12 protein-coding genes are annotated in these 11765 nt (G+C 59.7%); 6 read left to right on the top strand and 6 right to left on the bottom strand.

Features of this window, described 5'->3' with window-relative positions; all coding sequences use genetic code 11:
• The first annotated feature begins 194 nt into the window (after positions 1-194).
• Both ACXAH3_RS11645 and ACXAH3_RS11650 read left to right on the top strand, forming a co-directional pair.
• The gene (locus ACXAH3_RS11645; RefSeq protein WP_474862248.1) at positions 195-623 is read left to right on the top strand and encodes a group III truncated hemoglobin; all 429 of its coding nucleotides are present in this window, start codon (positions 195-197) and stop codon (positions 621-623) included.
• A gap of 95 nt (positions 624-718) precedes the next feature.
• Complete coding sequence (locus tag ACXAH3_RS11650) at positions 719-1924, top strand: FAD-dependent oxidoreductase (RefSeq protein ID WP_474862249.1); 1206 nt, start codon at positions 719-721, stop codon at positions 1922-1924.
• Here the strand turns inward: ACXAH3_RS11650 and ACXAH3_RS11655 are convergent.
• Genes ACXAH3_RS11655 through ACXAH3_RS11665 form a run of 3 tightly spaced genes read right to left on the bottom strand, consistent with a single transcriptional unit; the run spans position 1872 to position 4722 of the window.
• On the bottom strand, positions 1872-2891 hold the full coding sequence (locus tag ACXAH3_RS11655) for a YcjF family protein (RefSeq protein ID WP_474862250.1): 1020 nt from the start codon (positions 2889-2891) through the stop codon (positions 1872-1874). The two genes, ACXAH3_RS11650 and ACXAH3_RS11655, sit on opposite strands and share 53 nt — an antisense overlap.
• Positions 2876-3310, bottom strand: a complete 435-nt coding sequence (locus tag ACXAH3_RS11660) for an N-acetyltransferase family protein (protein WP_474862251.1) — start codon at positions 3308-3310, stop codon at positions 2876-2878. The genes ACXAH3_RS11655 and ACXAH3_RS11660 overlap by 16 nt, the downstream gene beginning before the upstream one ends.
• The gene (locus tag ACXAH3_RS11665) at positions 3307-4722 is read right to left on the bottom strand and encodes a YcjX family GTP-binding protein (RefSeq protein ID WP_474862252.1); all 1416 of its coding nucleotides are present in this window, start codon (positions 4720-4722) and stop codon (positions 3307-3309) included. The genes ACXAH3_RS11660 and ACXAH3_RS11665 overlap by 4 nt, the downstream gene beginning before the upstream one ends.
• Before the next feature lie 193 nt (positions 4723-4915).
• On the opposite strand from ACXAH3_RS11665, the gene truA reads away from it, so the two are divergent.
• Together truA and ACXAH3_RS11675 are read left to right on the top strand one after the other, a co-directional pair.
• Positions 4916-5686, top strand: a complete 771-nt coding sequence (gene truA, locus ACXAH3_RS11670) for a tRNA pseudouridine(38-40) synthase TruA (protein ID WP_474862253.1) — start codon at positions 4916-4918, stop codon at positions 5684-5686.
• A 66-nt stretch (positions 5687-5752) separates the two neighbouring features.
• Positions 5753-6406, top strand: coding sequence for a site-2 protease family protein (locus ACXAH3_RS11675; RefSeq protein ID WP_474862254.1), 654 nt, complete (start codon positions 5753-5755; stop codon positions 6404-6406).
• 6 nt (positions 6407-6412) lie between these two features.
• On the opposite strand, the gene ACXAH3_RS11680 is transcribed toward ACXAH3_RS11675, so the two are convergent.
• A complete protein-coding gene (locus ACXAH3_RS11680; protein WP_474862255.1) occupies positions 6413-7825 on the bottom strand; it encodes a pyridoxal phosphate-dependent decarboxylase family protein in 1413 nt (470 codons plus the stop codon).
• Positions 7826-7959: 134 nt separating this feature from the next.
• Between ACXAH3_RS11680 and parE the strand changes: the two genes are divergently transcribed.
• On the top strand, positions 7960-9930 hold the full coding sequence (gene parE, locus ACXAH3_RS11685) for a DNA topoisomerase IV subunit B (RefSeq protein WP_474862256.1): 1971 nt from the start codon (positions 7960-7962) through the stop codon (positions 9928-9930).
• Positions 9923-10360 (top strand): hypothetical protein, encoded by a 438-nt coding sequence (locus tag ACXAH3_RS11690; protein ID WP_474862257.1) that lies wholly within the window; start codon positions 9923-9925, stop codon positions 10358-10360. Before parE ends, ACXAH3_RS11690 begins: the two co-directional genes overlap by 8 nt.
• 221 nt (positions 10361-10581) lie before the next feature.
• On the opposite strand, the gene ACXAH3_RS11695 is transcribed toward ACXAH3_RS11690, so the two are convergent.
• Both ACXAH3_RS11695 and ACXAH3_RS11700 read right to left on the bottom strand, forming a co-directional pair.
• On the bottom strand, positions 10582-10992 hold the full coding sequence (locus ACXAH3_RS11695) for a c-type cytochrome (RefSeq protein WP_474862258.1): 411 nt from the start codon (positions 10990-10992) through the stop codon (positions 10582-10584).
• Between the two features lie 76 nt (positions 10993-11068).
• Positions 11069-11710 (bottom strand): DUF3047 domain-containing protein, encoded by a 642-nt coding sequence (locus ACXAH3_RS11700; protein WP_474862259.1) that lies wholly within the window; start codon positions 11708-11710, stop codon positions 11069-11071.
• Positions 11711-11765 lie beyond the last annotated feature (55 nt).

Raw genomic sequence — 11765 nt, forward strand, 5'->3', positions numbered from 1 at the left:
CGGCTCGTTGGTCTTAGAGCGCCGGGCATATAATTCGAATAATGATCGCTTTGACGTGCATCATGGGCGCGTTATAGGCCTGCGAGGGCGTGGCGTAAAGCCATGAAGGGCCGGTGGGCTGCGTTGATTTGTCCATGGGTTTGCACTTGGCGCGAAGCGGGCGAGCCGCTAGCGTCCATTGGTAAGAGGTTCCCATGTCCCACGCCCCCAATCCGCTGCAACTTTTCGACATCACACCGGCCCAGATCGACAGGGTTTTGGCACGGTTTTACGCGCGTATCCGGGTGCATCCGCAGCTGGGGCCAATCTTCAACGGACATGTAGGCACAAGCGACGCCGAGTGGGATGTGCATATTGCCACCATCACCCGCTTTTGGCGCGGCGCGATCCTGCGCGAACCGGGTTACGAGGGCAACCCAATGCGCGCCCATATGCAAGCAGGAAACGTTCGGCCCGAACATTTCGACCCGTGGATTGCCCTGTTCGAGGAAATCGCGACAGACACCCTGCCCGCCGACACAGCCCGCGCTTGGATCGCTCTGGTGCACCGGATCGGACGCGGCCTGCGTATGGGGGTCGAGGATATGGTGCGGCCTGCGAGTTCTGTGCCGAGTTTGGGGTAAGTTTTTGAGAACGCGCGCTATACGACCAGATTTGACAGGCGCACCCACGCGCCCTACGAAACTCTAACGATATTTCAGGTGACTGGGTTTTAGAAATGCGCATTGGGATTGCAGGTGCCGGGATCGGAGGTCTTAGTCTGGCAATTTTGCTACGTGATGCAGGCCTTCACCCCGAGATCTTCGAACGGTTTGACGCCCCCAAACCCCTTGGATCCGGCTTGGTGATCCAGCCCGTAGGACAAGACATCTTGGCACAGATGGGTTGTCTTGAAGATGTGCTTTCACACGGCAACAAAATCACGCGAATGCTGGGCAAACAGGTTCGTAGCGGCCGCCGCGTTCTGGACGTTTCCTATGACCCAAAGCAGACCGGAGCCAGCTTTGGCCTATCCATCCAGCGCGCCAGTATTTTTGACGCGCTTTATCGTGGCGCCCAACAGCGGGCCATTCCCATCCATACCTCTTGTGCAATTGCGGGCTATGCCGACAAACGGTTCACGTTCAGCGACGAAACCCGCTCGGACCCATTTGACCTTTTGGTGGATGCCAGCGGAGCGCGCTCGAAGCTTTCGCGTTTGAACAGCAAACATCTGCCATTTGGAGCGCTTTGGGCGAAGTTGGACTGGGTGGATGGAGTAGAACTCGACACGTCGAAACTTAGTCAGCGCTATGATGGTGCACATAAAATGATCGGCGTCATGCAGACAGGCGTCATGCCGAACGAGCACAAACCCTCGGCCGCATTCTTCTGGTCGCTTCCGGCGGACAGTTACGAGACATGGCGCAACGCCAGGCTGGACGCATGGCGTTCTGAGGCGCTGGTGCTTTGGCCCGAAATCGAGCCTTTCATCGCCCAGATCAATGACCCGGACCAATTCACAATGGCGCGCTATAGCCATGGAACGCTACGCCGTCCGTATCAAGAAGGCATCGCCTTTATCGGAGACGCCGCCCACCGTGCCAGCCCCCAGTTGGGACAAGGGGCAAACATGGCGCTTCTGGATGCGGCCGCATTGGCGCGGGCGCTGGTTGAATTTGGGCCAGACATCGGCCCTGCCGCCTATGCGAAAGCACGGCGGTTGCATGTGGCGATCTATCAGATGATGAGCTGGGCGTTCACGCCCATGTACCAATCCAACAGCCGCCTTCTGCCGTTCTTACGGGACCGCGCGCTGTTTCCACTGTCGCAAATCCCACCAATGTCGAAACTGCTAACATCACTGGTCTGCGGCACCATGACGGCACCGATCAGGTCTTTGACCCAAACAACCCCGCCAGCGCGCGCTTTACGATCCCCGTAACGCCGGGCCGCTTTCCGTCACTAAAGGGCAACGGGCGGCAGACTTCCAACGCGGCAACGCCGACGCGGGCGGTGAGTGCACCATTCACCACACCTTCGCCAAAGCGGCGCGAGAGTTTGGACAGCATCCCGCCCCCTGCCAGTGATCCCAGCATGTCATCCCCGACCGCAACAGCCCCGGTCGCAACCAGATGGGTCATCACCGCGCGCGTCAGACGCCAACTGCCCAATGTGCCAGAGCGTCCGCCATAAATCTCGGCCACACAGCGGATCATACGGATGTTCGCGGTCAGGGCGGTGGCCACGTCTGCAAGGGCCAGTGGCACGATGGCGGTGACAGTGGCGACCTGACGAGCAGCGGCTTCCACCTCTTTCAACGCGGCTTGGTCCAGCGGGGCCATCAGCTCGGCTTCGGCCAAGGTGAACAGGGTGTCGGTGTCAAAAACCTCGGCCTCGCGTTCACGGAACCGTTCCATCGCCCAGCGCATGTCGTCGCGCCCCTGATAAAGCCGCTTCAAACGGGCCATGACGTCGCGCGCTTCGTTTAGATCGTCATGGGTACGGGCTTGCTCGGCGGCATGGTGCAGAGCATCAACGCGGCGCATCCGCGCAAAGGCGATCCATTCGCGCAGGGCGATGATCACAAGCACCAAAAGGAAGGCTCCGGTCAGGCCCAGCGCAGTATAGCCTAAATAGGGATTGCGCGTGATCAAGCCGGTAACAAAGTCATACGCCGCAACGGACAACACGAAACCAAGGATCGACAGAAGAAGGGACCAAAACCAGCGCACCAAGCGTGACGGTCTGCGCCCGGCCATTGCGATTACACCCTGCATTGCCGCGCCAGTCGGATCCGGGCCGGTCACATCAGGCACGGGCGGGACTTCGGCGGGCGAGGTCGCCGGCGCGTCCTCAAGCTCGATCAAAACGGGGCCTTGTTTGCGGTCGCCTGTCACGCGCGTCTCCATTCATAGCAAATGTCGGGCAGGCCTTCATCATTGCCCGCGCCATCTGTGCGAAAGATCTCGGCGAAACCTTCGCGCAGGTAAAACCGTTGTGCGCCAGTATTGTTCTGGAACGTATACAGCGACAGGCTGTCGCTGGCCGTTTTTGCGTGATCCAGAAGCGCCTTACCCACACCCTGCCCCCGCGCGTAGTGCGACACGTAAAGCGCATGAACCTTGCGCTTGTCGCGCGACAGAAAACCAAGAATACGGTCTTCCTTGCGCGCGACCGTTGTCCAGCCATTGTCGACCAGCATCTGCGCAAACCCCTTTTCGCTGGCGCGCGAATGGACGCGTGGCATCCAGCGCGTCGAGGCATTCCACGCCGTCAAAATATTGGCGATGCCGGGTACATCCGCCCGATTGGCTGGCACAACGTTCACAATCGATCCCCCAGTAGGAACTCGGCCACCTTGTCCAATCGGATATGAGGCGGGCCTTCACCGGGTTTCAACGAAATCGCTGCCGGGGCAAAGCGCATGATCTGGTAATCAGCGTCGAGCCACTTCGTATCGCCGCTGCGTGCAGGTTTCAGAAGCTGAGCGGGATCTTCGGGAAGTGCTCCGGGATAAAACGCCGCAGCCTTGCCGCTGTCCAAAAGCTGCCCGCGCACGCAATCGAGGCTTTGGCCATCATGGTCCAAACGCTCTTCGGTGGTGGTGCGCAACGCAGAAAGCGACATCGCAGCCGTCTTGGCACCCGCAAAGTCAGCGCGGTCGCGTGCGTCGCGCAACAACGCCTCGGTGATGGCGGTTAGGCGGGGGTGCTGGCTGTGATGCAGGTGATCCGCCTTAGTGGCCGCAAACAGGATCCGTTCGATCCGACGCCCCAGAAAAAGTGTGGACAGAAACCCGTTTGTACCAGGGCGGAACGCGGTCAGGATCTCGGCCATGGCGCGACGCAGGTCCTCCAACGCAGCTGGACCGGAATGGATCGCGCCCATTACATCCACCAGCACGACCTGCCGGTCAATGCGCGAGAAGTGGTCGCGAAAGAAAGGTTTCACCACGCGGGATTTATAGGCTTCAAACCGACGTTCCATCTCGCGCCACAGGCTGCGGCGGGGGGTTGTATCTGGTTTTGGTAATGGCGCAAAGGTCAGGGCCGGGCTGCCTTCAAGATCGCCGGGCAGTAAGAACCGCCCGGGGGTGCAATCGCTGTAGCCGTCCTCGCGCGCGGCTTTCAGATAGTCAGCGAACGAGGTCGCCAAATCCTTGGCCTGCACCTCGTCCAGCTTCTCGGTCGGGTCCACGGCGCGGGCTTTCTTAAGAAAATCCTGCGCTTGCTTGCGAGTCTCGACACGTTCCAAAACCTGTGCGGCCCAGTCGGAATAGCTGAGATCCATCAGCGCCAAATCCAAAAGCCACTCGCCGGGGTAATCCACGATGTCTAGATGTACGGTCCGCGCGGACCGAAGCCCCCCCAACAGGCCCGATGGCTGGACTCGGAAAGAAAGGCGCAGCTCGGAAATGGCGCGGGTGCTGTCGGGCCAATGTGGCGCGGGGCCCGTCATGGCGGACAAGTGTGTTTCATAGTCGAAACGCGGCACCGTGTCGTCAGGCTGAGGCTGCAAAAACGCGCTTTGAATGCGTCCTTCCGAGGCCGCGACCAAACCCGGCATCCGTGCGCGATCCATCAGGTTGGCGACAAGGGATGTGATAAACACAGTCTTGCCCGCCCGTGACAGGCCCGTCACGCCCAACCGGATCACCGGTTCAAACAACGCCTCGCTTGTAGCGTCGCCGATCGATTCGATCTGGCGGGTGATGCTATCTGCGATGTCACCAAGGCCCACGGCGGTCTCCTTCACTGCTCGCCTTAAAGATAGGTTCACCGGCGGCGTTTCACCAGAGGGGAGGTTCATGCGTCTACTCCCCGTGGGAAGGGGCGTTGCCCCTCGGCCTGCGGCCTCACCCCAGGATATTTAAACCAAGAAAATGCGGGTTGCGGGAACTTGTCTGCGCGCGCGCGGCAAGTTATGCGGGGTCATGCCCAGATACGCGTTGAAAGTAGATTACCACGGAGCTGGCTTTGCTGGATGGCAGCGCCAGAAAGAACACCCGTCCGTTCAGGGCGCGATCGAGTCTGCTTTGGCGAAGCTGGAACCGGGTGAGCATACGATTGCGGCAGCAGGGCGCACCGATGCGGGGGTGCACGGGTTGGCGCAGGTGGCGCATTGCGATTTGGTAAAGGATTGGGATCCGTTTCGTCTGTCTGAGGCGTTGAATTTTCACCTGAAAGAACAGCGCGTGGCGATAGTAGATTGCGCGGCGGTGGATGACGACTTTCATGCGCGGTTTTCTGCGGTCGAGCGGCGGTACTTGTTTCGTCTGATCGCGCGGCGTGCGCCGCTGACCCACGACCGGGGGTTGGCTTGGCATGTGAAGCACCCGTTGGATGCGGTCGCGATGCAGGCAGGAGCGGATCGGCTGATTGGGCGGCATGACTTCACCACCTTCCGATCCTCGATCTGTCAGGCGGACAGCCCGGTACGGACATTGGACGCACTGCGCGTGGAAGAGCACCGCCGCGAAAGTGAAATCGAGTACCGTTTCCATGTGCGCGCCCGGTCGTTTTTGCACAATCAGGTGCGCAGTTTCGTGGGGACTTTGGAGCGGGTTGGGGCCGGATCATGGGCCCCGGAAGATGTCACGCAAGCGCTTGAGGCACGTGACCGCGCGGCCTGTGGCCCGGTCTGCCCGCCCGAGGGGTTGTATCTGGCCGGCGTCGGCTATCCAACGGATCCGTTTGAGCACTGAATACGCTGGACCTTTCGCCAGCAAACTGCAAATTTTCACACCAGATCCTTAATTACCGAGCACGTCATGTCATCTGACCAGACACTTTTCGAACATCGCGGCCCATTTGGCATCATTGTCCAGTTTCGCCAATCCGTCCTGTTTCTTTTGGGGCTTATCCTGTTTTTGGGCTTTAGCAGCTCAAACCTTTTGGGGTCTCTGGCTTGGCCCGCGATCCTGATCGGGTCCATCTATCTGCACGAGATCGGCCACGCCTGGGCCTGCAAAGTACAAGGCATTCCAATCCGTGAGGTCGTGATCCATGGGGGCGGCGGCTATTGCCTGCCCGCGCGATCCATGACCCGGCGCGAGGACGAGTTCGTGACCGCCATGGGCCCCATCGTGAACCTAGCGCTGTGGGCAATATCGTCGCTGTTGATGAATGTCGTGCCTTCGGGCGAGGTCAGCTATGTTTTGTATCTGGTGGCACAGATCAACATCTTCCTGGCGATCTTCAACCTTTTCCCAATGATGCCCTTGGATGGCGGGCGGTTGTTTCGTCTGATCCTTGCACGCTTTTTGAACCCCATTCTTGCGACCCGCATCGCTGGTGGCGTGGGCCTTCTGGCTTGCGGGCTGTGGCTGGGCGTGTTGATCCTTGGCGTCACAAGCGGAGGCTTCCTGCTTCTGTTCTTCCCGCAATTCGGCGTTCATTGGCGCATGATGCGGCAAGGTGCCTAGGGCGGATCACGCCAGCGCTGCTCGCAATTCCTGAGCCGTTTTGGCGACGTCCTCAATCGCCTCGGCGATGTGATGATCGCGGGTGCGGTGATTGGTGATCGCCGCGCGCAGGCACGTTACACCACCCACATCTGTGGTCGAAAACACGGTGGCGTTGTGAAGTTGCAGATGCGTTGCAATTTGCGCGTTCAACGCGGATTGCTGGTCGGCGGGCAGGTCTGGGGCGGCGGTGAACACGCAAATGTTGGACACCACAGGGGCGCAAAGGGCCATGCCCTGCTTTTGCGCAAGTTCCGACATGTCCAATGCTTGCTGACAGTTGCGCGTGATCGCGGCGGCGAACGCATCCTCCCCGAACATTTCCAGTGCACACCAAACCTTCAGCGCACGGTTGCCGCGCGACAGGTCGATGCCATAGTCGCAAAACCACGGCTCTCCGCCCGCCAGCCCTTCAGCGCTGCCTTTCAAATATGACGGGCGGGCGGCGAATGCGGCGCGGTGAGCGGTTTCATCCGCGATCAGGGCAAGACCGCAGTCGTAACCCACATACATCCATTTGTGAAAATCCAAGGCGATGCTGTCGGCACGTTCAATCCCATCGGTCAGGCTGCGCCACGGGTCGTCCGCCAATCGAGCCCAAGCACCAAAAGCTCCGTCCACGTGCAACCAAATATCTTCGGAGGCGGCCAAATCCGCCAGTCTGTTCAGATCATCATACCCGCCCAGATCGACAGACCCGGCGGTGCCCACGATAGCCAAAGGGGTCAGACCATGTGCGCGGTCAAGATCAATCGCTTGCTTCAATGCGTCCAGATCCATCGCGCCATTCGTCGCTGAAACCAAGCGCAGCTGGTTATGCCCAAGCCCCAACAGCTCGACCGCTTTTCGCGTCGCGTTGTGCACACCTTCGGCGGCATAGACAGTCAGGTCCGCAGCCCCGTTTGCCCGCGCATCCGGGCAGGCCCGTACCCGTGCGGCCTGAAATGCGATGACCGTGGCTTGTGACGTGCCCGCGACCAACACGCCACTTGCGCCTTCGCCAAAGCCCATCTTGCGGCGGGTCCAATCAATGACCGCGCGTTCCATTTCATTGATCCCGTGATGTCGTCCGCCGCCATTGGTGTTCATTGCAGCCGCCGCAATCCCTGCCACAAAGTCCGAGGCCATCCCACTGCCCTGCACCCAGCCCCAGAACTTGGGATGCGTGTTGCCGCCGTGATAGGGCAGCACCTGATCCATCACACGCGCCACCACATCGCCCCCAGCCCCGATGGCATATCGATCTGCCAGATCGACAGGAGGCGCCTGCCACGGATGCGCGCCCGCATCGCGCATCTGATCCACGCAGCGATCCAACAGATGATGCAGATCCTTGCGCAGATCTTCCCAATCACCGGGGTCCAATGCAGGTTTGGTCATGGTTCGCTCCTTCCATCAACGCCCTCACCCTAGCCAAATCCACCTGAATGGAAAGCGTGCTCTTTCCCCTTGCCTGCGGCTCTGACATAATGCTCCAACAAAACAAACGAGCAGCGTTCAAGGCGACCGAATACATGAGCAACGACCTTCTGGCCGAGCATACCCCCGCACAGGGCCACGACGATTATGACGCCTCGTCGATCGAGCATCTCGACGGCATGGAAGCAGTGCGCAAGCGCCCCGGGATGTATATCGGCGGCACAGACGAACGCGCGCTGCATCATATGGCGGCCGAGATCATCGACAACTCGATGGACGAAGCGGTGGCAGGTTTTGCCAACCGGATCGAGGTTACGCTGAACGCCGATTACTCGTTGACGGTTGTTGACAACGGGCGCGGTATTCCAATCGACCCGCACCCCAAATTCCCAGACAAATCCGCGCTCGAGGTGATCTTTACCGAACTTCATGCGGGCGGGAAGTTCTCGGGCAAGGCTTACCAAACATCAGGCGGTTTGCACGGGGTTGGCTCGACCGTTGTGAATGCGCTGTCTGATCGCCTGCTGGTGAAAGTTGCGAAAAACAAAGAGCTGTTTTCGCTGGAGTTCTCGCGCGGGCGGCCGCAAGGAAAGCTCGAGAAAATCGGCGCGGCCCCCAACCGGCGTGGAACCGAAGTCACGTTCCACGCTGATGAAGAGATCTTCGGCAAGCACCGCTTTAAGCCCAAGCGGCTGTTCACCATGGTCCGCTCGAAAGCCTATCTGTTCTCGGGCGTTGAAATCCGCTGGAAATCCGCCATCGAAGACGGTGAAACCCCGACCGAGGCCACGTTCCATTTCCCCGGCGGACTGGCCGATTACCTAAAGGAAACGCTGGGCAGTGCGTCCATCTATGCCGAGCAACCCTTCGCCGGAAAAGTCACCTTCCAAGAACGTTTTGGCGAGCCGGGCTATGTCGAATGGGCGATCAACTGGACGCCCTCGCGCGATGGCTACATCCAGTCCTATTGTAACACCGTGCCGACGCCCGAGGGCGGCACCCATGTCACCGGGTTCTGGGCCGCGATCCTTAAGGGCATCAAGGCTTACGGCGAGCTTGTGGGCAACAAGAAGGCCGCCAACATCACCCGCGACGACCTGCTGACGGGCGGCTGCGCGCTGGTGTCCTGCTTCATCTCGGATCCGGCCTTCGTGGGCCAGACCAAGGACCGCTTGTCGACCGAATCCGCCAACAAGATGGTCGAGCAATCGGTGCGTGACCACTTTGACAACTGGCTGGCGGCAGACACGAAATCCGCGGGCGCGATCCTTGATTTCCTTGTCCTGCGGGCCGAGGAACGCATGCGCCGCCGTCAGGAAAAAGAGACCGCGCGCAAGACGGCGACCAAGAAACTGCGCCTGCCCGGCAAACTGGTGGATTGTTCCGCCACCAACCGCGAAGGCACCGAGCTGTTCATTGTCGAGGGCGACTCGGCTGGTGGGTCCGCCAAGATGGCGCGCAACCGCAAAACACAGGCCCTTCTGCCCCTGCGTGGTAAGATCCTGAACGTGCTGGGCGCGGCGTCATCCAAGCTGGGTACCAACGCCGAGATCAGCGACCTGACCCAAGCCCTTGGTGTCGGACTGGGCACCAAGTTCAATGTCGACGATCTGCGCTATGACAAGATCATCATCATGACCGACGCGGATGTGGACGGGGCGCATATTGCGTCGCTTCTGATGACATTCTTCTTCACTCAAATGCGGCCCATGATCGACACAGGCCACCTGTATCTGGCCTGCCCGCCGCTGTTCCGCCTGACCCAGGGGGCCAAACGCGTCTATTGCGTGGACGAGGCCGAACGGGACGAATGGCTGGAGAAAGGTCTGGGCGGCAAAGGCAAAATCGACGTCAGCCGCTTTAAAGGTCTGGGCGAGATGGACGCAAAAGACCTGAAAGAAACCACGATGGACCCGGCCTCGCGCACTCTGATCCGCGTGACGATTGACGAGGACGAACCCGGCGAAACCGCGTCTCTGGTCGAGCAGTTGATGGGCAAAAAACCCGAACTTCGTTTCCAATATATTCAGGAGAACGCGAAGTTCGTGGAGGAGTTGGATGTTTGAGGCTGCCTCGTCGGTGAACTTCAAAGCACTTTTGTTTGCCACTATCGCACCTTTTCTTCTAGCAAACTGTGGACCGCAGCCAGCCAGTGGCTCTCTGAATTCTCAGGACCCACGCTGCAAAGGCGCATTGGAACTCAGCAAGAGACTGCTCAATACGCCAGTAATCAAAACTGAATGGGAAACGCTTCTCTCTGGAGTACGCAGTGAGATTAATCCGTGGAAAGAACCGTTTCTCCAAGATCTACGCGATGGTGACAGGATCAACTACATCAGTCACCACGATTGCTTTGCTACGGAAGATGGGCGGCAAACCATTAGCGTCATAGCTGCGACAGCGCGCCTAGGTGAGATTCGATTTAATATGATCCTCCACGATGAGGATGCCTCAATAACCTCACTACAGATCAGGCGGTATGTCGGCACGATGTAAACATGTTATCGCCGAAACTTGTTCATAGCCCGTGCACCGCACGGGCCACGCCCGACCCTCCCCCCGGGAGGGCGTATTGCGACGGATCGCCGAACGAAACGCTGCGGGTGTGGTGAGGGCTTAAGAAACTGAGATGCCTACGACGCCCACCCAGGGTCGGGCGCGGCCCTCTGTTTCACATGACCTAAGAAAGGGTGCGTGTTGGGGCGAAGCCGCGCAGATCAGTCCTGCACAGACTCCAAATACTCCGCCAGCCTTACCAGCGCAGCGGGCGTCGGGGTCATCACACCTTTTTCGTCCACCCAGACCTCCATCTCGCTTTCCAGAAGCGCGCCGAACTCGGGCATGGGGCCGCGTTGAGTGCCTTTGGCATAGCCGTCGATGGTCGACATGACATAGCGGGTCGGGAAGGTGCCGCCGTGTTTGGCGGTCAGTTTGGTCAGGCCCGGTGCGCTGGGATAGACGCCGCCCTTGGCGTCATCGCCGTGGCAGGCGGCGCAGTTCTCGGCATAGATTTCGGCCCCGGACAGGTCCGAGACATCTTCGGCCTCGGGCTCGGCCTGAGTGTTGAAGACGTCTTCTGGCTGACAGGCGGCCAGAAGGATCAGGAATAAGGGGGCTGCGCGAAGCATTGTGAAACCTGTGTGCCTTTCTAAGGGCTTGCTTTAACGTGATTCTATCACGACTGTGCGCGCATGCAACCCTAGGTCACTTTAAACTGAAATTGCTGATTTTGCCCTGCATGACCACTTTCGTATCATCACTGTCCGCAGACAGAGCCAAAGCAACCAGCGCGTCGGGGTCTGCCCCAAACGCGCGACGATAATCTGCGGCCAGATCGACGCTTTCGGAATGCGCCCCGGTGCCGGACGGGCGCAACACGATGGTCTTGCCTCGTGCACCCAGATAGGGCGAGCCCAGCACGGCACCGCGTTTGTGATCGCCGCCCCAAACATAGACCAGCACACGACCGTCTGGATGGTTCAAAAGCTTGCGCAGGCTGTTTGATCCTTGCAGGCGTTCGGCCTCGGCTTTGGGCAAGAAGGCGAAATAGAGCGCAAGGTTGCGGTCATCCCCGCCCTTCTGGCGCAGATCCGTTGCGGGGACCGAGCTGTCCACCGACCAACGCCAACTGGCCTTACGCACATCCCAATCCGCAGGGGGCAGCCGGTCATATGTGATCGACACCGCCCCATCCGCCTTAACCCCCATCGTTCCGCCGGATGCAGAAAACGTCACTTTCGAAAAGATGGCGAACAGATGTGTGCGCCACGAATTGAAGTTCACCGGGCCCGCCACGGCCATCGAGGCTGACAGGGTCAGGGCAAGGATCGGGGGCAAGATACGCATGGGAACTCCGGAAGGTCATGATTACGCCTGCCAGAATGCCGATCCCGCGCGTCCA

This window comes from Aliiroseovarius sp. ABM4_368 (genome assembly GCF_056161205.1).

What these genes read in the sequence shown, in the direction of transcription:
- ACXAH3_RS11645 (WP_474862248.1), top strand. Translation starts at nt 195, where the DNA reads ATGTCCCACGCCCCCAATCCGCTGCAACTTTTCGACATCACACCGGCC.
- ACXAH3_RS11650 (WP_474862249.1), top strand. Translation starts at nt 719, where the DNA reads ATGCGCATTGGGATTGCAGGTGCCGGGATCGGAGGTCTTAGTCTGGCA.
- ACXAH3_RS11655 (WP_474862250.1), bottom strand. Translation starts at nt 2,891, where the DNA reads ATGGAGACGCGCGTGACAGGCGACCGCAAACAAGGCCCCGTTTTGATC.
- truA (WP_474862253.1), top strand. Translation starts at nt 4,916, where the DNA reads ATGCCCAGATACGCGTTGAAAGTAGATTACCACGGAGCTGGCTTTGCT.
- ACXAH3_RS11675 (WP_474862254.1), top strand. Translation starts at nt 5,753, where the DNA reads ATGTCATCTGACCAGACACTTTTCGAACATCGCGGCCCATTTGGCATC.
- ACXAH3_RS11680 (WP_474862255.1), bottom strand. Translation starts at nt 7,825, where the DNA reads ATGACCAAACCTGCATTGGACCCCGGTGATTGGGAAGATCTGCGCAAG.
- parE (WP_474862256.1), top strand. Translation starts at nt 7,960, where the DNA reads ATGAGCAACGACCTTCTGGCCGAGCATACCCCCGCACAGGGCCACGAC.
- ACXAH3_RS11690 (WP_474862257.1), top strand. Translation starts at nt 9,923, where the DNA reads ATGTTTGAGGCTGCCTCGTCGGTGAACTTCAAAGCACTTTTGTTTGCC.
- ACXAH3_RS11695 (WP_474862258.1), bottom strand. Translation starts at nt 10,992, where the DNA reads ATGCTTCGCGCAGCCCCCTTATTCCTGATCCTTCTGGCCGCCTGTCAG.
- ACXAH3_RS11700 (WP_474862259.1), bottom strand. Translation starts at nt 11,710, where the DNA reads ATGCGTATCTTGCCCCCGATCCTTGCCCTGACCCTGTCAGCCTCGATG.